Source organism: Legionella lytica (assembly GCF_044626755.1).
Classification (GTDB): Bacteria; Pseudomonadota; Gammaproteobacteria; order Legionellales; family Legionellaceae; genus Legionella; species Legionella lytica_A.
This window is the reverse complement of sequence record NZ_JBGORX010000005.1, coordinates 1-20,964: the sequence shown is the minus strand read 5'-3', so window position 1 is coordinate 20,964 and position 20,964 is coordinate 1. Positions and strand designations below refer to the sequence as shown.

The window sequence follows — 20,964 nt, the reverse complement described above, 5'->3', positions numbered from 1 at the left end:
AGGTGCTGAGGATGTAGTCTGCTTCAAAGACATGGACCTGTGGAGTTGGGCCAAGGCCCAACTTACAACTAATAAATACAACTCTTAGCTTCATGCTTTGAGGCTGGGATAATTGTCTTCAGAAATAGTTTCCTCAATATTGTCATCCTGAATCTCTTCAAGTGGATTATTTTGTCCTTCATCCTGGAAAAAAAATGAGCTTTGATTGGTTATCAATGACGGCGATTTGGGGGTCTTCTCCCCCTGCAACTCAAATTCTGTAGTAATTTCTCCAATCAATGTACGAAGCTCAGAGCTATTGCTACTATCTTTGGCGTAATAAATTAAGCGGCGTTGGAAGTAAGATTTAACATCCGCTAAGGAACAATCAAAAAGCAACGGGCTTTTGCTTTTGAATAGCTTACGTAATACTTCTATTTCGTAAATATAAGCATTCGATTCGGTATTAGGAATATCGGCAGCGACATTAAAGGCATGTCCTGTTTCATGAACTACTGCCCCGATAATATCAATAGGGTCTTTCTGTAAAAACGATTTTTGAAATACCAAAGTCCCATTTTCAATCCAGTTAGAATGAAACTTGCTTAGTCGCCTAAATGTCATTGAGTTTACAAAAATGGCCGGATTATCCTGAGCACCAATAAACTCTCCTGATAAGACCAGATCAATTTCTAAATGAGGAATAACCACACAGTTGTCGTTCAAAACTCCAAGACGACTTAACTCCCGACATTCATCAATAAGTAGCCTAATATGATAAATTGTAAGCATGGCGTACTCCTTACACACACGATAAATCTTTATGTCATTGAACAATAATGTTTATTGTTTCAATCAATAACCCTTTTGTGCGTGAATTGGTTATGCTATGCGTTAGATTAATCCTCCATTGCTAAGAGATATACCATGTGTCTATACATTACTCAAGTAAGATGTATCGATGAGAGATCGGCATTGTCCAATGTAAACAGTCTTCAGTTAGCAGATGAATTAGAATGCGGTAATGGATATTTTACATGAATAGCGTTTACGCATTATCAGTTGAGGCGAATAAGTTAAACCAATGGTTACTGAGGGGTTGTGAGTTACTTGAATCGTGGGTACACATTGCAATCGCACTTTTCAATAATCTAATGTACCCATCCTAATTGATTTGCAGTCCGGCTTAGATTCTCACGCGACTGCGTAAGATCGGTGATCCGCAGTTCATCAAGCTCGCAGAGTCGTCCCCAATCACCGTAGCAAATCGCTCGCGCCAGTGCACCTTCGCCCAGGTGAGCCTGAACCGCATGGCAGCCCCCCTTCCCCGGTAACATTCGCATTAATGCAAAATCGAAACCGAGACCAGAAGAGGAAGAAAGAGGAAACCAAGATTTATCAGCCGTACCCATGACATTATCAAAAGTAAGAGCTCTAGGCAGATTTTCTCCGTCCAATGAGGGGAACCGGGTCTTGCCACAATACTCGTGCGCGACATGCGCCGGTACGTCTCGCTGCGCCATGCCAACTTTCATCCAGGCCTCTTGTCGTTGATGATAGTTCAATTTACTAAAATCATTCACATAATTATCCAATTCTGTAATCCATGAATGGAAATCAAACCGTAGTTTTTCACTCAGTGGCGTGGTTAGAAAGGAATAAAAGAAAGAGAAGGGATTCTTTGACTGGTGTTGTTCTAAACTTTTTTTAAGTGATTCATATTCTGTTGCTGTAAACGAGGTATTTTTATAATTATCGACAGTAGCTTGTTGTATTTTGGAGTTGTTTTGACCTACCATCGTTTGTAATTGACGAAATTCACCAATCGTTAAATTTTTCAAAATAAAACTCATGTCATAGTGTGCGTTTTGATAAGAGACACCGTGTTGCTGATAAATAAGGCCTAAGCGTTCTATTGTATCAATTTTTTCTAGCACAAATGCTTTCGTTTGCTCATCCATATGTCGTTCTAACATCCGTTGCATGTGGGTATCTTTAGCCCAATAAGCATATTCATAGGGGGTACAATGAAAGGCCCGTCCTGAGTAATCGTTAAATGTATGTGCTGTTCTTAGCAACGTTTGTTTGTCTTGTGATGATTCTAAAATAGTATGGGCTTCCTCTTGTTTGCCTCTCGCTACATCATACCAAAGCTCACGGATTTTAAACGCAGGTAACGCATGGCAGGCTGCAACCACTTCTTTGGGCAGCCTTGCCCATTGTTCATCATTTAGCTTATCTATAAGTACTTCAGGAGCAATATCAATCGTGATAACGGGTTCATCTTGAGGTGCGAGCAGATTGCGATGCGTGCGCGCCGCTTGGCGCGTCGTTGCAAAATATTTTTGATAGAGAGTGGCTGCGGGAGCAACATTCGCAAAATCAGTGCAAATCAATCCTTTGTTGGTGATAAAAATATCATGTTCACCGCGGGCTGCCGAATCCAGAAACATGAAATCATCCATGTATGGATTTTCTTTAGTGGCTGTCACTGTGCGGTAGGTAGTTTCAAATTTTTGAACAATTGCATCTTTATCGTTTTCAGGTCCAACAGCGCTTAAACTACGTGATAAATCAAATTCATCTTTGCCTTGATGGACATTAAAAAAATCAATAACAGCATGTTCCACATCACCACCACGATTAAGCGTTTGCGCCACAAGCTCTACTAGTGCATTACTTAAATTAGGGGATGTATCCAAAATCACACCAAAATTTTTATCGCTAATTCGTTTGGTACGACAATAAACGTTTAGATAACTTAAGTAAAACTGCGTTAAAATCGATAATCGCTCTGCCTTTTCAGACGGAACGGATGACAGTTCAAAATAGAAAGGGGAGCCCTGTAGCGTACTCTGTAAGTTCGGGGCGCAAATCCCCAATAATGTCTCGATGTACTCACGAGCCGTTGCGTGTTCATCAAACCCCATGAGTCCATCCACATATGCTTTATCAACTGCTTGCTCTTGACGATGCGCATCCGTTCTTTTTTTAAAAAAATCATGAGGTACGCCATATTGAGTAGCCAATACGTCTTGAATGTTTTCAAAAGAAGCATTTGAGGGTAAAACATCCAATACGTTCTGAATAAGTTCTGTCCGAGGATCTGGTTTTCCTAATGCAAGTCCAGGAAAGACCTCGTGCATTTTATTATACAAAGGAGATAAAGGCGTACCTTGACTGTCATTGCCTCGATTGATTGTAAAGACTGGATTCACCACCGAAGATACCGGATCTTGAACTCGGGGTCTTAATTGAATACTGTATAAATTAGAAGGCTTACTCAAAAAGGTATTCACACTTTCTTGATAACTTGATCTCATCCCCCCAACTGCTTCAAGGTAGGTGTTGATTTGAGTCAAGCGTTCTCTTTTAGTTTTGTACAGGGCATCACCTGCTTCTAATAAGGATAGATGAAATTCAAGTGTGCTTTTATAAGACTCTAATTCCTTGATGGCTCCACCTTCAAAAAATGCTTTTAATTCAAGATCTGATTTACACGTATTATCGGTACTCACCTCAAGACCGGCTATAAAAGGAACCAGAAGATGGACATGATTGGTTGCCGGATTAATGTGAATGTAACGAAAATTAATAAATTCATTCAAGGGGATTCGCATCGTCTGGTGTCATTTTCTATTCAATATGCCTTTATTATAGCTTAATTAAAAACTTTGCTCTATTCTTGGGTTGAGCATTTTTGGGGCTTCTACAGGACTTGTAATGGGGAGTGTTAATGATATGTTCCTAGAGCTCATGTCTTTTTAGCATCTTTAACTTAGGCAAACGTTTGGTTTAGGGGAAGGATAGTGAGACCAAGAACCCGATAAAGTAATTGTTCGTGGTAGGACGAATATAGATTTTTCTACATTGATATTGTCCTGTTGTAGGGTTTTTCCTCCAGCGACCTTTAAGCCAAGCACCACCTGACTTGGCTTTTTGAATCTCTTCTTGAACAACAAGCGCTCCTGTCGGGTCTCTATAATTTAATTGGTTTTTTCCTACTAATTCCGGATGTAAAGGAGAAACATAAAACATGCCATTATAGTCAGCAATAAAAATATCATCTGAATTTTCAAATTTAAATCTGTCATCGATACAGAGGAATTGGTATCGATACAGATAAGGAGAAAAATAATAAATCAGATATTTTAAGACACTTTATCATGTCGGCTTACCAACAAAAAAAGGCAATATTTAATTAAAGAATTTTAATGAATCTAAGCTAAAAAGCGCTTCTTCTGTCTTGGGTAAAACCGTCGATATATTAAAAGCTTAGTGGTGGATTTTTTTATTCACCGTAACAGGGTAAAATTTAAGACCTCTCAAAACTCTTGTTATATTACGGATGATAATGAAAAAACTTTTCTTAATCTTTGCTATCCTACTGGCTCCAACATTTTTATGGGCGACTTCATATGATTTAATAAATTTAGAAATTATTAAAAACGATGAATTTGGAAGCTGCTCTAGCTTTCTGCAAAATTGCTCAATTACGGTCAGCCAAAATTTAGCTCAATGTCTACCTACTCCAGGTAAAATTACTATTAAAAACAACTCAAAATTAAATGCAAAGAATATCAGCGCTTTTTCTATAGATCCAAATTTCACCAATTATGTTATTCAACATAATCAATGTCCCGCTTCGCTGCCACCCTATCAAAGTTGCACTATTGTTTTTTACACCAATGCTCCGGTGGCTTTTTCATTATTTAATATCGTAGTAAAGGGAAGTAATACCAATTCATCCTATTTTAATATGGAGGCAATAAGTTGCACTTTTACTCATACCGTAGGTGGCACTATAACCGGTTTGCTAGGCGCGGTAGGACTACAAAACAATGGTGTCGATCAGCTCATTCAAAATGCTAATGGAAGCTTTACTTTTCCGACACCCATAGCGGAAGGCAGTTCTTACAACGTGACGATACAAACTCACCCAGTAAATCAAACGTGTACCGTAGCTAATGGTATCGGAGTGATGGGAGGTAACAACGTAACTAATGTTGTAGTAAGCTGTGGAACTAATACACATAGTGTTGGTGGCTTGGTAACGGGGCTTACAGGTACACTTGTTTTACAAAATAACGGTGCCGATAATCTTAACTTAGACACGAGTGGTAACTTTACTTTTCCCACTGTTATAGCGGAAGGCAGTCCCTATAACGTGAGTGTACTCACTCAACCCGTAAATCAGCTTTGTACGATCATCAATAGTTCAGGAATAATAGGTAATGCTGATATAGTAAATGTAGAGGTAAACTGTATAGATACTACGACGTTATCTGTAAGCTCACCAACAGTCACGATTCAAGCAAATACAGGGTCTAGTACGCTGACGGTAACTAATACTGGGACGCTTGATGCCCAAAATGTATCAGCAGTACTTCCTCCAACCTGGAATAATGTAATTCAAGATTCTAGTGAGTGTCTGAACATAACTCCTGGAAATTCTTGCCAATTACATTTTTCAAGTCCCCTCCCTTATATAGCCCAAGGCAATATCGCTGTAACAGGAAACAATATCTCTTCTCCTCCCTCGATTGCTATAGCATTTACTATTTCAGGTTATTATGTGTTTTCGATTAATACCACTTTAGGAACTGCCACGGTAAGAGATTCATCTGATCTTCCAGATGAAAGATGGGGCGCTCCGGGTATAACTTCTGCAATAAGTTTAACTAATGGTGCAAGTAATACTAACCTTATTATCAACACACCAGGAATCGGTGCGAATGCCGCTTTGAATTGTTATAATAATACAAGTGGAGGAGCGCCAGTGGGTACATGGTATTTACCTGCAATTCAGCAACTGGGAGGGTCGCCTGCTGTAGATAATATTGATACTAACTTAGTACAATTAGGATTTGGAAATGATGCTATAGGCTTTTCTACTTATTGGAGCTCCACACAGCAAACCGGAGGCGGTCCAGGCCCAGGCGCTTATTTTTGGATATTTAATAATCATAGCCAAGTACTTGGCAATAAAGTTAATGCTTATGCTGTAGCGTGTGTGCGAGAAATTGCTTATTAATATTTCATATACTTTTATGTAGGCTGCTGTAAGGCTACTTAGGTGGCCTTCGTCCTTGGGATTGTTTATCACGGGTAGAGCGCCTCCGCGTATGGATGCTAATTCCTTTGAATCTTCTAAAAAAAGTGCAGTGATAAACATTTATTTTGATGTATTTGATATAAATAACCAGAACAGTTCGGATTATTAAAAGCGAACTTATTAGATAAAGAAGTAATAGAAAGGTATAAAAGAATCCAGCAGAACAAAACTTTGAACCCTAGGGTTTAGGTGGGGTGCAAACGTGTCAGTTCAGGCTTCCCACGATTAACGTGATATAGCACAACGCTGACAACAGAACGCTCTCCATAAAAAGCTTATCGGCTCAAACATTTTGTACTGCTGGTTAGAAGTAAGTATAGCACTTGAATTGAATAATGATAATTTTTGTAACTATTTTATCTGCCAATGAGAATAGAGAAGGAGGTGTTGTCCCGAATGTGTTTTATTACCCGTTGGATTAACTGTATTGGGGCCCAATACTCCATAATTAGCCAACTGTTAAATAATGGATTCTAGATAATTCCAGGTAACAGCTGCATCAAGACTACGTGCGAGTGAGGCTGCGTCAGAAGAAAGGTTGATGCCACTAAAACTCACCCCACAAGGTGCAGTACTTTGCGCCATAGTATATAAGGAGTATGTGATAAACTATTGCTACCCGTGTCCGTAACAATGGTTTCAATATAACCGGAATAAATCACTTGAAAATGCCGATCAGCTTAATTTAGCTGCATTCATTAAACGCGTATCCCTTTTCTTCCCTGATGCAAAATGATTAGACAAAATGGAATTTGCTCCCTTTGCCGCAAATAATGTAAAATTGTAAGAAGCTTTGATTGGATCTTCTAGAAAGCTCATGGTTGCCTCACCTGCGGATTCAAGAGCTTTGCTTGCAGAATCAAAGGTAAATTCTACTATATTCCCTTTTTTGCACTCAGAGATAGTGTTCTTTGGCTCTGCTTCAGATGCCTTTGGATAGAATAAATTATACAAATTTTTCCCCAAATCTTTCGTGGTTTTTCCTGCGAACAAAAAGAGTTCAACACCCTCCGCACCTATCTGAATCTGTGTTTTAGCTTGTTCCGTGTCTAATTTAGCAATTTCATCTACATTGAATAGATAACCTTTTAGCTTTTCTTTTATTTGCTGTTCTATTAATGTTCTGATTTGAGCTTCGTAGGGTGACAATTGCGACCGGATAGCTTGCTTGGCGACCCCGGAAAAAAAAGGGGCAGTTATTTTAGATGCTAGATGTAAGCCTAGGTGCAAACAAATATCAGAGCAGATTGCTGTTACAGCCATTCCCACTGCATCAAAATGCTCATGAACTATAGGCTTACTTGTGCTGGGAGCTAAAGGAAATAATGGATCTGGTGCGGGGTAATTGGGGAGGATATTGGGTAATCCCTCATAATACTTGGCCCCAATTACTAATCCTGACACTGTGGGGCCAACTGACTCAATAATCAATTTAGCTGACTTTGCACTTGCATTGCATAGGTTTGAAATGACTTTTTCCGTTAATTCTGCGGCTTGTGCTGGTAAATCAATGGCTTCAAGAGCTGCACCATAAACCTGTGCTCTGGAGTCAAATGAATCTATCTCCCAATCTGCAGGGGTAGGAAATTCTGGGGTGTTAGCGAGTACTATAGTCTTAATTTCTTCTAGACTATAGGAACCCAAACCCACTTGATGTACTCGATTCGTAGCTTTCACTACGTCATAGAAATTTAAGATGCTGCTACTCATTTGCAGCATAGTGTTCAAATTAACAGCCATTTGTGCGCCATTTAAACCCATGGAGATTAGCGGATAGCCAGAAATTTCTGCAATATTTGCTGCTCGTTCTATAGATACTTGCTTCCAGGAAGCATATCCTTGAGCCCCATCTATGATTGTATAAGCTGCCCCTTGAAGCAGTCTCACTGGTTCAGTGATTCGTGTCGCAAGAGCATAAGTGCGAGATTTTACTTCTTCAATATTACCATCAAGACCCCTGATTTTTGCGTCCCTATCTAAAGAGCTACGAATATTATGATGCAGCTTAGTGAAACTTGAACTGGATTTTCTTTGTCTTACTATACTTTGTAAGCCAGATAAGTCCGTTGCTCCTTTTGTTAATTTATCTAAAGTATAAAAAACTGATTTTGCAAGTAATGGACCTGCTACTTCTATAACGTCTCTAGTGAATTTGTGAGCAGGTTGTGCATGGCCGATTGCCGATTCAAGATATTGGATTCCTGGAACTTGCTTAACTGCCTTTGCAGGAATTAGGGTAAAAGCCTTTCCAGGTAATGTAACCGCTAAGCTATAAAGACTATAAGCGCCATTATTAAAGGTATTTATTGGACCAGAAAATGGTTTTTCAAAAGGCACTTCAAGGACTTCCACTACCTGGGCGAATAAAACCCCTCTATTGATGGTAGAAGTTATGGTAGCTAAAGTTTGGTTAAAAAAAACGAGCCGTTTAGCATCCTCCTGAAATCTGCCTTTTTTCTCTATACTGGCCTCGCTCATTATTTTTTTTTGCATTTTAAACAACCTATCAAATTAGAAACCCACAAATGCAAGCTCATTATAAATTTTAGAGATCCGAGTATCCAGAATTCCATCATCAATGCGAAGTATGTTGTCGCGTCCAGCACCTACTCATTTCATTGATTTTGTTTTTCTGGGATCGTTTAAATTTTAATTCCCTATATTATTAGTACTAGTGTATAACTTTTTACTTAAGGATTTATTAGGGTGCGATCAAATCCATTTGAAAGGGCTAATTCGCATTACTTCCAACGTGTAATTTAACCCAGAGCTCTAATAATAATGGGGTTCTTCTCAGCAAGCTCTGCTGTTGGGCTTTGAATATAAGGCTGTATAAGTGAGCTGATTTGCCTTACTAAGGAGGGAGGGCAGCCATAAAGTTGTAAATAAAAATCTAGACCAGCATGGTGACACTCGGTAAAGCTAAGTTCTATTTTTTGGTAAGAAATACGGTCCTTTTTAAGAAAGGCCATTTTAATAGATTGCTCCCGTAAACAAACAGTGACATGGTTTGTTTGTAAGCCATCCCAATCTCTTCGTACATAAGAAACTCTACGTGCATCGACCATATTCCTTTTTAAAATGATGCCATCAGGATTTGATATATGACGTAAAGTATACTGAAATTGCTCGCGTCCAAAACGAGAGGTTTCGACGGAGGCTTGAATTGTTCCTCGTAGTATTTTTTTATCAACTGGATGAATTTGTTGTTCTAAACGAAAGCGCCAGGTTTTATCTCCAACGGATAATGAAACCTCTTCATCGTTTTTTAAGACTATCCCTTGATGAAGATGAAAACCAGAGTCGAGTAATATTAGACCATCAGAGCACGCTACCAATAAGGCAACGTGACCGAATTCCTCAGTACGCTCATAGTGGGAAGGTAATGTGGCTGGAATAACATACATCGGAGGCAGTCTCATGATGGCTTCCCAGTTACGGCAGTAATTTAGAATATGTTGAATTAGGCCCAAAGTAAGACCAATGCAATTTCCTGAGGAAAATTGCTCATAATGCGCGAAAGAATCTAACTGAAAGTTGGGCGCTGACTGTCGTTGTTGAAAAAACATGCCAATGTTGTTGTACGCTGTAGTGAACAGATGTTCTTTTAGCCTCTGATTAAGGCGCTCAATAATCTCTTCACAAACGATAGTTGTCTGAGGTTTGATATCAATTAAAAAGGAGCTTAGCTCGGTTTTCTCTTTTCCCATTGCGAACCACTATTTATTTTAGGTAAAAGAATCTGTAGGCTATTTGCAACGTGCATGCTGCAAAAACATAGCTACAGTTCAAATTATAAATCTACATCTATTAGCCCAAAAGAACTACCTGCATTAAGTCATCAATTACCATAATAAGCTTGTAAGGATAATACCCCAGTTTGTTTACCCTTGACTAATATATGATAATAACCGGCAGAAGGTAATACTATATAAAATAGTTCATCATTATTGGCTACTTTCTTTAAAGCGGTTTCTTTAACTACGCCTTCAAAATCGTAACGAACAAATAACTCTCCTAGGCGCTTAGTGTCTCCAGCATCATTAAACAGACGGACTATAAAATACTTATAAGTATATGGATAGGTTCTTAATACGGGTACTTTGATCTTAAAGCGTTTCTCTAGATTTGGTGCCATTGTTAGTCCATCCACAATTTGACCATTTTTGAGCTCAATCTCTGTGGGAGCGGGCTGCGGATTAGGGTCTGGGTTAGGTGTCGGGATACAGTTCCCATTCACACCAACGACATTGAAGCTGGAGACGACATCAGTTGTCTCATAATTTAAGTCGTGTGCGGCTTTGACTACACCACATGCAGCAGAATCGTAAGTGGCATCAGGAGTCCAATACACTTGATTAGCAACTAAAAACACTTCAAATGCCTTTTTTATACCCCAATTATCTTTGGTTGCCAGGGTATAAAATGCCTTATTATAAACCCCGGAAGTATAATGTACATTTAAGGAGTTATTATAATCTCTAGCATGCTCAATAGACATTCCATCTTTACTTGGGCGGTCAAAATAACGCATGGCTGTAGTTGCCCCGCCTTTCATAATGGACGCACCAACCATCCAGTCATTTTCTTTGCCTTGTTGGTGTTGCATATAATATTCAGCAACTTCACCAGCCATGTCTGAAAAAGCCTCATTAATAGCACCTGATTGGTATTGATAATTTAAATTAGAGTTTTGTTCAGTCACTCCATGGCTTACTTCATGAGCAACAACATCTAAGCTCGTGAGAGGATAGAGTGATCTTCCACCATCACCGAAAGTCATCTGCTGGCCATCCCAAAATGCATTTTCGTAACTTTGCCCGTAATGAACTCTTAATTTTAACTTGGTTTTTAATGGGCTAATATTAAACCAGGTTTTATACATATCAAACACAATATTGCCAAAATAATGAGCATCGTTAAGGGGGGAATAAGCACCATTAACGGATTTATAAGTATTTTCTGGACAAGCAAATTTAAAGAGCACCTCTCCACTGGTCTGGCCATTTAAATTATAAGTTTCCACTTTATCGGTTTTCATTTCACAAGCATCGCTTACTGACAGAGGGCTAAAATCACGTCCATAATAGTAAGAGCCTGTCTTTTCATTCCCACCAGGACCTTGAGCATCTCGAGTGGTTAATCCGTCCCATTGCTCGATTATTTGTGGGGTCTTCGCATTAATAATAAAATGAGGGCGTTGTGGATGTTCATCTCGAATCATAAAGGAAACACGATAAACTAATTTAGCTTTGTTGGTTTGCTTATCCAACATTACAAATAAGTCTGCTTGTTCTGAATCAGTTGGATTGTGACTTGCATGCGCTTTTCTTGCTAAGCTAATTGCTTCTCGCGCAGTAATTGTTGGTTGAGTATCAGGCAGATCCTTTTCTATATTCGCTAAAAAGCGCCCCGACCAATCGTCATTATTATCACCAGTACTACTTAGTTGGGACGCAAAAACAGGAACTCCCTTATAGTATTGAGTGAATTTATTTTTTATTACACCGTTAGAGAGGTCAATTTTCTTGTCTAGCTTGAAGATACTGTCTTTTTCAACAATAAATCCATTCTGAGTTTGATGCGTATATGCATTGAAATTAATTGAGTTGAGAACTTCCCATTCTGCAGCATGCAGACCGTAAGAGGCAATAACCCCTGATATTAAACAAATAACTCTTTTCATAAAAACTCCTTGTAAAAGTGAATGCTCGTGTCTGTTTGATAAACAAAGAGCAACTCCTAGTGTACCGTGGCAATAGGGAAAAATAATTTCGTAAAAATACTCAATTTGTGAAAAATGAGCCTACGGATTCCCGTTTATTGCGTGTTTTTACGTATTTAAACTAGTGGTAAATTGCGATACAGTGGCAATAAAACTTTCTACCTACACCAATGAAACAGACTGATGAAATACAGCAAATGATTATTTTATCTGAAGGATTGAATGATTATTGCAAACCACTACAACAATTGGGTATTCATTTGTTTAATGTCATGATTAACTACGATGATAATAGGCAAGTGTATTTATGTAATAATCCATTATGGGTACGAGATTATTATCAATACGAGCTTTATCAAAGCAGCTTCTATGATAACAAGCCCTCGTTATTTCTTCATGATGAATATTCGCTATGGGAAGAGCACTCTGAACAGCCGATTATGCAATTTGGCCTGAGTTTCTATGAGAATCATTATGGCCTAACCATAAGCCGTCGACGGGAAGAATCCACCGCCTTTTATTTTTTTTCCGGCTCTCAAAAAAATCCGCATCTACCGCAATTTTTTATTAATAATTTTTCTTTTTTGGATCGCTTCATTAGTGAGTTTACCTCTACTAAACAGGAGTTGATTCAAGATGCATCGGCAGTCAGCTTACTACGGTATAAAAAAGGCAGCGATTCGCCTTGGGGTGAACAAGCGGTGAGTTTATTACAAAACCAACAACAGATTCTGAAAAATAAATGTAACTTTATAACGCAAGAATATCTTCTCGATGCGCATATTGATTCGCCTCTTTTTAAGACGTTAAGTCGCCGACAAAAGCAAGTTTTATATGGGCTTTCTCAGGGACATTCTGCCCAAGAGATTGCCGATCATTTAAATATTTCTCGTCGCACGGTGGAGCGACACTTAAGTTTATTAAAAAATAAGCATCCAAATCATTCTTATATTGAACTTATTTTGGAGTTGCTTAGCGCAAAACCTAAAGAACTATTATTAACCTGATTTAAGAACTGGTTTTGTCGCAAAAAGTTGTCTGGAAAAGTAAGTAGATGCAGTGGTGTCAATCTGACTTATTTTACCAGTACCTAGAATAGCGGGAGTCGGAACTCAAAAAACTATATTCCTTTAAGTTTGTCGTGGTAATCTCTTCAAATCAGTGGATAATATCCATCCTCTTAATTGCTCCTGTAGGCGCTGTGATCTCTAAGCCCCTGCTGGAATATGAGCACACGCAACTAGAGAGCTTATCAGACCAGTTGCGCTGGAAAAGATGACTCTATAACATCATTAACAGAACTTACTTCTGGTCTAAAAAATCTCAACCACTTTTGGGAAGGAGTACTTCGACTTTCAATAAACCTAGGGATAAATTGTTCTGGATCTGAGCCGGCATTAACCAATGCCTGCATTATTTCTTCTACGGATTCGGGATTTAATAAATCACTTTCGAGCGCTTTAGCAGCCAATGTTAAGGCGCTGTCTTTTATCTTGTTAATTTGTGTTACATCAATCCCTTCAGTAATCAATTCGGTCACAATTTCATTGTGACAGTAGCTTAGAGTTTCCATTAATGCGTTATTACCATGATTATTTACATGATTTAGCTTAGCTCTATGCTTAAGCAATATCTGCACACATTCTCTGTGATTTTTCCTTGCAGCTTCAATAAGCGCATTATTTCCTTTACAGTCAACTTTGTTTACGTCCGCATGGTGCTTAATCAACATTTCCAATGTCTCTGTAAACCCGAGTTTTGCTGTTTCAATTAGGACTGTACTAGCGTCTTCATTGGCAATATTGACATTAGCTCCTTCACGCAGCAATTCTTTTGCAGCAGCATAATGGCCAAATAGGCAGTAAATTGCTCTTGTTAAAGCCGTTTCGCCACCCTTAAGCGAGTGGTCTACATCTGCACCTGCATCAAGAAGCATCCTCAATACGTCTACAAAACCAGCCTGCGCAGCCGATGCTAATGCGGTTTCTTTATCGTGATTCGCATGATTTACATCTATGCCGCCCTTAATCAATATTGGAACAGCGTCAATTAATCCATTCTCTATGGATAGGATTAATGCGTTATTGCCTAATTCGTCTATCTCATTAATGTTGTAATTCTCTTCAATACAAATTCGTACTCGCTCCATATCTCCGCTAAGCACCGCATCAATTAAAATACCCATAACAGTCTCTCTATAAAACATGGCTGTTTATTATACAAAAGAGGATGGATTATACCAATACAATTGCGCTGTTAAAAATCATTTATAGATTATTAAATTTAGAAAGTCCCTATAAAATGTACCTCCAAGTTTCTTTAGAATCCTGAATAAAGGGGACTATCGTATCAAAATGATTTTCCTAATTTTACTGGGGCGTGAGAGGGTACTGAATTACGGGATGTAGAGGAACTAATAGTGGAATGGGGCTTGAGCGTGGAGTGCTCCCAGCAGGCCGCTTTCTTGTAAATTCTGCGATGGTTCAGTCCCCAGGATGATTCAATGCTTGGAAAAATTCATTCCGTAAGAGGGAGCTGTGTAACTCGCACGCTGATTTCTTAGCCTCGGTGTTGTGTGACAAGCGTCAATAGTAGAGTTTCCTTAAGTCTTTAATGAGGCAACAACTCGAATTAACTCTTAATTAAATATTCTATCGAGAGCACGCTCAATTCCGAGAGGATTGCTCGATATAGGTGGAAAAAGACTATGTTTTACTAAGGGTGAGTGGGGAGTAAGGGGCCAAGAGCTGATAAGCTCACTCATGGTATTAGAAGCCGAATCAGAAGTCCCACTCGTTGGTGGGGGATTATCTATACCATAAATATGATCCTGGTATTCTTGGTAGGTTACAATTTGATTGTCCAGCAAGCGATGAACTTCTTCTTTTGATATTAAACCTTTTGCTTCTGCATTAATTAATAATTGGTGTAACTCTTCTTTTACTTGTAAATTAGGAATAATAAATTGCAAATTGGAAATATTGATATCGTAAACATGCGTAGGGGTAAGCTTGTCCCAATTTGACGTGGTCATAAAAATAGGGCCATGTTTATATGCGGAGGTATCCTGTAGGGAGGGAGTAATTCCACCTAAGAATCGAATTTGGGCTTTTTGATCCAAAATTATGTGTAAAACATTGAAAATACCACCCTTGGTAGCGCTAATACCTGCAAATTTAACCTTATTGCCTGGATGAGTTTTAAAATAGTTAATTATCTCTATAAAATGTGGATCCTCTAGATATTTTAAATGATTGCTCATGCAGGGAGAGTCTATATTATCAACGGGGGTAAGGACTTCCCGAGGAGAGAAAATCTGTTCGAATAAAAAGTCACACCTGTAATATGAATTTTTACACATAGGAAGATTTTCTTCAGGATTAATCTGTTTCTTAATCAACGGAAAAGATTGGAAATTATATTGTCTTAAAAGAAGGATATCTCGTCTGTATAGGCTGGACTTATAGAGTTCCTGGTCTGAATCTGGATTAACTTCTTCATCATACCCTGCTAGTAATTCAGCCAAAACCTCATGAAATGAGCGGACCCCCTCGATATCAGGGAGCCCGTCGGTGTAATGCCTAGAGAGATAATTATTGGTATCAATTAGCCACTGAATCCAATCAGTATTTAAGTTCACGTTAAATTGATCCATTAAGTTATCTACGAAGAAATCGCGAAACTCTTTTGTTTGAAAAGTCTCTACTGCGTAAAAAATTTTTTTAAACAGGGTGATGCTTGAACGATTCATGGAACGTTAGACAACTTAAATGAGGATGTAAGAACTAAGTGTACAAAGATTTCTCAAAGTAATCAATAACATCGGTATCGTCAGGTATATATCCTCTTAGAGAACATCCGAAATTGAAAATGTCTCTGTTCTGGATTTAAGCTATGCCCCGTGATTTATCGTGAAGCATATTTGAATAAATTCCATTATCTCTAAGTGCAAGAAGCTTTGATGCGAAGAAGAGTTACCTATTAAGATTTAGCTGCTTTATTTGCTATTTAATAGAATAGACGTAACAGGACAGATTTTGGTGATTAATAATGAAGAGGAGGTAACTTTAAATCACCCCTCATGGGTTGACATCAAACCCTGTTGGGTCATACTCTGCACTAATAAAAAAGCCCAAGTTGTAGCCAACAGAATATATTAAACAGGTTGAATCATACATGGAAAAGCAAAAATGATAGTCATTTTGCTAAAAACTCAATAGAAGGAGCCTGATTCCTGGAACTGGCGGAGATTGTTGGCAGCTGATAGCAATCTATTGTTAGGATTTATGGGAGGATGAGCATGAGTGATTTGGGTAAAAGTTTAATTCGGGGCTAGGCTAAAACCCCACGCTACGATAAAAAAGGTATAGTTGATGAACAGAACTTCTAATGATCCATTACACGGCATTACCCTAGAGGCTATTTTAAACACTTTGGTGAGTTATTATGGCTGGGAAGGCTTGGCAGAGAGAGTCAAGATTAACTGTTTTTCTTCGAACCCCAGCATTAATTCCAGTCTTAAATTCCTGCGCAAAACACCGTGGGCAAGAACTAAAATTGAAACCCTTTATCGTGATTTATTAAAAAATAAAGATTACGACAATTCATAATGGAGCAATAAATAATATGAAGGATGTTTTTATTAATAAAGAACATGTGGAACTCTTTAAAATTCTTAAATTTGAAGGTCTCGCCTCGAGTGGAGCCGAAGCTAAGGATATGATAGCTGCTGGTACTGTATTGGTAAACGGCATAATAGAAAAACAGAAAAGAAAAAAGATGATTTCAGGAGATACGATTGAAGTGAATGGGGAGATCTTTCGGCTAAAGTTGAGTGCGAAATAACATTTCATTATACTCGTTCTGTTAAGGATATGGATTAATCCAAAAAAAGAAGAAGGTAATTAATACCCGGTATTTTGACTCATTTTAATATAAAGAGGTAAAAAAGGACCGTCAATTTAACTTTTGCTAACCTAAAAACTAATTGAGTCGAATTGCGCATGAATATTGTCATCCGATGTGTTCGTTTAGCTGGCTAGTTCATTTATATTGCTTCACTTCATTGAGCTCCCGAGCCCATAGCTTGCCTTCAAAATATTTCTTTACCGCTCGCTGCGCTCTTTTTAATGAGAGGTATTTATGAGAGTATACGCTCTTTATATTTACGCATTAAACGATAATGAAAACAGGAAATACAAATCCTAAACCAAAAACAGGTGCTAAGCTCGAAGAACTAACTAATGTAGTTATTTTTTTTATCAATACCAAAATTCAAAATAGTACCGAGCAAAAAATAATCAATCCTGGCTCCGCATTTAATGGGAATAAGATTCCTTCTATTTCAGTGCCTGATTATTTAAGACGGCATATAGAACACCTTCCCTTGAAGGAAGTAGATATAATCGGGATGTTCGTCCTTTTAGAGCGTTACCTTAAAACAACCACTACTAAACTAACCTTAACAAATGTTCATCGTCTTATTACTAGCTGTATTTACGTAAGTCATAAGACTCTAAATGATGATTGCTACTCTTTATCAACCTATGCCCAAATAGGAGGGGTAAGTAGCGCAGAGCTAAGAAATTTAGAATTATGTCTACTTTTTTCTATAGACTTTGATATAGGTGTTACCCCCGCGATTTATACCTCCTATAAACAAATGTTTATAAATTATATGCAATCAACCAAGGCGCAAGCTTCTACCAAACCCACTTCCGATACAATACATCATTCCTCTACAAAACCCGAGGAACGAACTGTTACTAAGGAGAAAGCGCTGGTGTCCGAAGCAAAAAAAACAACAGGAGAAAGTGTTTTTGCAGCACGGCACCGATTTATGCCTCCTTCATCGCAAAGTCAAACATCTCTCGAAATTAATGATTCTCTTCCGCTAAAAAATAACTTTAATGCATAAGAGGAATGTAGCAGCCAGCGCCAAACTTGTTTGGCGTTCATTTATTATTTCTCATGGCTCATTATGAGCCGGATAGGGCTCTTCAGGTTCTTTCATTTAGACCGTTTCCTTGCTCCTGTCTAACGACTAAATGGCTTCTTTTACTCTCCTGCTTATTAATAAACCTTTTTCCCAATAATGAGCATTTTTTCTTTGATAAGTTAGTGTTGATGCATATATTTAAGTGTGCATTATATAGTCATATAGATTGTGTCCTATACTAAATAGGCTTAACTTATGAAAGGGGATTCATTATGCGATCTATTTTGGGGAAAGTTATAATCGTTTTAATGGCTACAGGATTTATGGCTAACAGTTATGCAGCCTGGAATTGGAATAGGAATGTTACCAAATGTTACGGCGGGCATTGCAAACATGTTGTAGTACACAAACACTGTAAGAATGGTAAGTGTTGGGATTATAAGCATTATAATACATGGAATAGATAATTGACCTTCGGCTGGAAGCTTTTTAAAAAGGGCATATCTATACTGGGCACTGTACGATAATCAATCTGGTCCTAATGCGTCTTGAGATTAGGGCCGGCGGTTTCCTGTTGATTCATGGGGTACAATTACATTATTTTATAAGATTATTTGAGAACCTTTTAAGTACGGGTCCTCAATCTTGAGAATCAATAGGTGGAATGATGAATTACGGAAAGATCTCCCTAAATATATCTTACATTATATTTCTTATCTTATTAATAACCGCTAATGGTGTATTAATAATGTGTACGCTTGATAAAAAAGGCTTAAATCCTGATACATCGCCCTTTTTATGGGCTGCAATTGCGGTCTTCCTTGCTTTTATGATGGACCGTATTTTAATTATGCTTTCTCTGGGTTTACAAATAAATAAAAATCTCTCAACTAGGGAGGAGAATAATAAATCAACCGCCTCCTATGCTATTTTACACGTTATATTTAGTATTATTTTATTAACGGCGGTTATCTATTTTTCCGGAAAGTTTCTCCACTTCTGGTATAAAACCTTATTCCCGCCTAATCATGATTTAGTTTTTTCCTTACAATTCTTAGGATTAATTGGAGGCTATTTATTCTATATAATGGCCCGATTTCCTCTAAAATATTTTTTTAATTTCATTTCATCACCTCTTAATAAGGTTTTAAAATTACCTACTTATAGGCTCTTGAATGAGGGAATTGAAATTAACTTCAATACAATTGATTTATCCAATTCAAATAAACAATATACGGCGTTCTTATCTTTTAAGGATATTGAACGGATCCAAATTCTCACCTATATGGATGCTCTTGCTTATTTTAGATACCAAATAAATCCGGACATGCGAATTCAAGCGATGAAAAATAGTCTTATGGTCGATGGAAAACAACCGGATTATTACATTTCATCTCCCGCTGGAAATGGTACAAATATTCTCATAGAAGGAGCAAATATATTTTATTTCCTGTGTCTTAAAACCAAAGATGCTAGGGATTTAACTACCGCCTTCCAGACCTTTAAAAAACAAATGAGTGAGTCTGAGGTCAATCCTGAATCGTGATTTTCTTTAGGAAATTATATGGGCCAAAGGCACCGGCAATGGGTGATGTAACAAGTTTTTGATCATTTAGCAGAGCATATTTTTCTGTATCAACTCTTTTGCCTTTAAATAGGGGTAACGTCTGAACCCCTTTCTCGAACTGGTGGGCAGCACTTTTTTGATTTTTCGCAGCGTATAAATGACGAAACCACCCTAAGGTGGCTCCGAGCAGACTCATTTTGGCGCAAGGCCAATTTGTGTCTACATTTGAAGTATAGTATATAAGGCATATCTGTCAAATTATCGTTCTTTTTTTGTCACAGAGCATAAGAAGTTTCTTACAAAATAATGTGTCCTTTCGAGTTTTACTCTTCTTTATTGTTCGCTATGATCAACTAAGTATGGAAAGGCGGCGGAATGCACCCATGAGCTTCCCCATTAATAAATTAAAAATTAACTTGCATATCAGCAAACCCATGAAACGTGCAGCAACTCTTAATAAATCACCTCCTTTGGTTTTTAGTTTGAACTTTTTAAGCGGTTATTATCGGATTATGAACTTAGAAAAAAGTTATTTCTAAACGTTTTATTTAAGCCAAGGGAAAGGCTTGTTGTTAAAAAGAAGTAAAAAATTATAGACTTCATTCATTTGCATCTAAGCTTATAGAGGAACAAGCAATTATTTGATGTTTGTTAACTCAAGTCCAATGATAAGGAAATCCTATGAAAGCACTCTGTTGGCATGGGGTAAAGTCTATTCATGTAGATAATGTGCCAGATCCCCAAATCATTAACGAATACGATGCCATAATTAAAGTAACAGCTACTGCAATTTGTGGTTCGGATTTACATTTACTTGATGGCCTGATGCCTACCATGCAAAAAGGAGATATTTTAGGTCATGAATTTATGGGCGAAGTAGTAGAGCTTGGTTCTGGAAAAAATAAACTTAAAGTAGGTAGTAAAGTCGTGGTTCCCTTTACGATTTCCTGTGGAAAATGCCATTTCTGTAAGAAAAAATTGTATGCATGTTGCGAGCTGTCTAATCCTAATGGTGAATTGGCACGCCAGCAATTAGGGCAAACACCAGCTGGGATGTTTGGCTACTCTCATCTCTTGGGAGGGTTTGCCGGGGGACAGGCTGAATATGTCCGTGTTCCTTTTTCTAACATTGGGCCCATTGAAGTACCTGCTTCCATTCCGGATGAAAAGGTCCTTTTCTTGTCGGATATTTTTCCTACAGGATATATGGCCGCTGAGAATTGTGGCATTCAACCGGGGGATACTGTAGCGGTATGGGGATGTGGGCCTGTGGGACAATTTGCCATTCAAAGTGCTTGGATGCTGGGAGCGGCACGGGTCATTGCAGTTGATTGTGTCCCCGAGCGTCTGGAGCTTGCTGAACAATTGGGGCATGCAGAAACCATTAATTTTCAGGATGAGGATGTCTATGATGCATTGATGGTTATGACTCGAGGCTTAGGTCCAGAACGGTGTATTGATGCCGTAGGGTGTGAAGCACATACGGGTCCTAAATGGGATTCTATTGTAGATAGAGTCAAACAAATCGCTTATTTGCAAACTGATAGAGCTCATGTAATCAGAGAAGCTATTCAATGTTGTGGAAAATCGGGAACGATTTCTATACCGGGAGTATATATTGATAAAATCGATAATATTCC

Annotated in this window: 16 protein-coding genes; 7 read left to right on the top strand and 9 right to left on the bottom strand. The window is 38.2% G+C overall.

Features of this window, described 5'->3' with window-relative positions:
* Window positions 1–90: 90 nt before the first annotated feature.
* The 3 genes from ACD661_RS11840 to ACD661_RS11830 form a co-directional block, all read right to left on the bottom strand.
* Window positions 91–771, bottom strand: a complete 681-nt coding sequence (locus tag ACD661_RS11840; RefSeq protein ID WP_400188073.1) for a hypothetical protein — start codon at window positions 769–771, stop codon at window positions 91–93.
* A gap of 359 nt (window positions 772–1,130) precedes the next feature.
* Window positions 1,131–3,599, bottom strand: coding sequence for a hypothetical protein (locus ACD661_RS11835; RefSeq protein ID WP_400188072.1), 2,469 nt, complete (start codon window positions 3,597–3,599; stop codon window positions 1,131–1,133).
* A 175-nt stretch (window positions 3,600–3,774) separates the two neighbouring features.
* Complete coding sequence (locus tag ACD661_RS11830; protein WP_400188203.1) at window positions 3,775–4,077, bottom strand: cache domain-containing protein; 303 nt, start codon at window positions 4,075–4,077, stop codon at window positions 3,775–3,777.
* A 256-nt stretch (window positions 4,078–4,333) separates the two neighbouring features.
* On the opposite strand from ACD661_RS11830, the gene ACD661_RS11825 reads away from it, so the two are divergent.
* A complete protein-coding gene (locus ACD661_RS11825; protein WP_400188071.1) occupies window positions 4,334–6,013 on the top strand; it encodes a hypothetical protein in 1,680 nt (559 codons plus the stop codon).
* Window positions 6,014–6,769: 756 nt separating this feature from the next.
* Here the strand turns inward: ACD661_RS11825 and ACD661_RS11820 are convergent.
* The 3 genes from ACD661_RS11820 to ACD661_RS11810 all read right to left on the bottom strand — a co-directional run bounded on the left by ACD661_RS11820 (window position 6,770) and on the right by ACD661_RS11810 (window position 11,780).
* Window positions 6,770–8,587 (bottom strand): hypothetical protein, encoded by a 1,818-nt coding sequence (locus tag ACD661_RS11820; protein WP_400188070.1) that lies wholly within the window; start codon window positions 8,585–8,587, stop codon window positions 6,770–6,772.
* A 266-nt stretch (window positions 8,588–8,853) separates the two neighbouring features.
* Window positions 8,854–9,804, bottom strand: a complete 951-nt coding sequence (locus ACD661_RS11815) for a hypothetical protein (RefSeq protein WP_400188069.1) — start codon at window positions 9,802–9,804, stop codon at window positions 8,854–8,856.
* Window positions 9,805–9,935: 131 nt separating this feature from the next.
* A complete protein-coding gene (locus ACD661_RS11810; protein WP_400188068.1) occupies window positions 9,936–11,780 on the bottom strand; it encodes a M4 family metallopeptidase in 1,845 nt (614 codons plus the stop codon).
* A gap of 209 nt (window positions 11,781–11,989) precedes the next feature.
* Between ACD661_RS11810 and ACD661_RS11805 the strand changes: the two genes are divergently transcribed.
* Window positions 11,990–12,826 carry a helix-turn-helix transcriptional regulator gene (locus tag ACD661_RS11805; RefSeq protein ID WP_400188067.1) on the top strand — a complete coding sequence of 279 codons (837 nt, stop codon included), beginning with the start codon at window positions 11,990–11,992 and terminating at the stop codon, window positions 12,824–12,826.
* Window positions 12,827–13,071: 245 nt separating this feature from the next.
* Here the strand turns inward: ACD661_RS11805 and ACD661_RS11800 are convergent, their stop codons facing one another.
* A complete protein-coding gene (locus ACD661_RS11800; RefSeq protein WP_400188066.1) occupies window positions 13,072–14,004 on the bottom strand; it encodes an ankyrin repeat domain-containing protein in 933 nt (310 codons plus the stop codon).
* A gap of 453 nt (window positions 14,005–14,457) precedes the next feature.
* Complete coding sequence (locus ACD661_RS11795; RefSeq protein WP_400188065.1) at window positions 14,458–15,570, bottom strand: hypothetical protein; 1,113 nt, start codon at window positions 15,568–15,570, stop codon at window positions 14,458–14,460.
* 622 nt (window positions 15,571–16,192) lie between these two features.
* Here ACD661_RS11795 and ACD661_RS11790 point away from each other — a divergent pair.
* From ACD661_RS11790 to ACD661_RS11775, 4 genes are all read left to right on the top strand, one after another.
* Window positions 16,193–16,429: a VF530 family protein gene (locus ACD661_RS11790; RefSeq protein WP_400188064.1), complete on the top strand. Its 237-nt coding sequence runs from the start codon at window positions 16,193–16,195 to the stop codon at window positions 16,427–16,429.
* 16 nt (window positions 16,430–16,445) lie between these two features.
* Window positions 16,446–16,664, top strand: coding sequence for an RNA-binding S4 domain-containing protein (locus ACD661_RS11785; RefSeq protein WP_400188063.1), 219 nt, complete (start codon window positions 16,446–16,448; stop codon window positions 16,662–16,664).
* Window positions 16,665–17,001: 337 nt separating this feature from the next.
* Entirely contained in the window at window positions 17,002–17,736 is a 735-nt protein-coding gene (locus ACD661_RS11780) for a cyclin (RefSeq protein ID WP_400188062.1), read from the top strand.
* 769 nt (window positions 17,737–18,505) lie between these two features.
* Window positions 18,506–19,303, top strand: coding sequence for a hypothetical protein (locus tag ACD661_RS11775; RefSeq protein ID WP_400188061.1), 798 nt, complete (start codon window positions 18,506–18,508; stop codon window positions 19,301–19,303).
* Here ACD661_RS11775 and ACD661_RS11770 read toward each other — a convergent pair.
* A complete protein-coding gene (locus tag ACD661_RS11770) occupies window positions 19,287–19,520 on the bottom strand; it encodes a hypothetical protein (RefSeq protein WP_400188060.1) in 234 nt (77 codons plus the stop codon). The genes ACD661_RS11775 and ACD661_RS11770 overlap by 17 nt on opposite strands.
* A gap of 485 nt (window positions 19,521–20,005) precedes the next feature.
* Here ACD661_RS11770 and ACD661_RS11765 point away from each other — a divergent pair.
* Window positions 20,006–20,964: zinc-dependent alcohol dehydrogenase (locus ACD661_RS11765; protein ID WP_400188059.1), on the top strand; the 959-nt coding region annotated here is incomplete at its 3' end.

Bases quoted from the DNA above. Each gene is read 5' to 3' on its own strand.
- ACD661_RS11795 (WP_400188065.1), bottom strand. From the start codon at position 15,570: ATGAATCGTTCAAGCATCACCCTGTTTAAAAAAATTTTTTACGCAGTA.
- ACD661_RS11775 (WP_400188061.1), top strand. From the start codon at position 18,506: ATGTGTACGCTTGATAAAAAAGGCTTAAATCCTGATACATCGCCCTTT.
- ACD661_RS11820 (WP_400188070.1), bottom strand. From the start codon at position 8,587: ATGCAAAAAAAAATAATGAGCGAGGCCAGTATAGAGAAAAAAGGCAGA.
- ACD661_RS11835 (WP_400188072.1), bottom strand. From the start codon at position 3,599: ATGCGAATCCCCTTGAATGAATTTATTAATTTTCGTTACATTCACATT.
- ACD661_RS11770 (WP_400188060.1), bottom strand. From the start codon at position 19,520: ATGAGTCTGCTCGGAGCCACCTTAGGGTGGTTTCGTCATTTATACGCT.
- ACD661_RS11780 (WP_400188062.1), top strand. From the start codon at position 17,002: ATGAAAACAGGAAATACAAATCCTAAACCAAAAACAGGTGCTAAGCTC.
- ACD661_RS11790 (WP_400188064.1), top strand. From the start codon at position 16,193: ATGAACAGAACTTCTAATGATCCATTACACGGCATTACCCTAGAGGCT.
- ACD661_RS11815 (WP_400188069.1), bottom strand. From the start codon at position 9,804: ATGGGAAAAGAGAAAACCGAGCTAAGCTCCTTTTTAATTGATATCAAA.
- ACD661_RS11785 (WP_400188063.1), top strand. From the start codon at position 16,446: ATGAAGGATGTTTTTATTAATAAAGAACATGTGGAACTCTTTAAAATT.
- ACD661_RS11840 (WP_400188073.1), bottom strand. From the start codon at position 771: ATGCTTACAATTTATCATATTAGGCTACTTATTGATGAATGTCGGGAG.
- ACD661_RS11810 (WP_400188068.1), bottom strand. From the start codon at position 11,780: ATGAAAAGAGTTATTTGTTTAATATCAGGGGTTATTGCCTCTTACGGT.
- ACD661_RS11805 (WP_400188067.1), top strand. From the start codon at position 11,990: ATGAAACAGACTGATGAAATACAGCAAATGATTATTTTATCTGAAGGA.
- ACD661_RS11825 (WP_400188071.1), top strand. From the start codon at position 4,334: ATGAAAAAACTTTTCTTAATCTTTGCTATCCTACTGGCTCCAACATTT.
- ACD661_RS11800 (WP_400188066.1), bottom strand. From the start codon at position 14,004: ATGGGTATTTTAATTGATGCGGTGCTTAGCGGAGATATGGAGCGAGTA.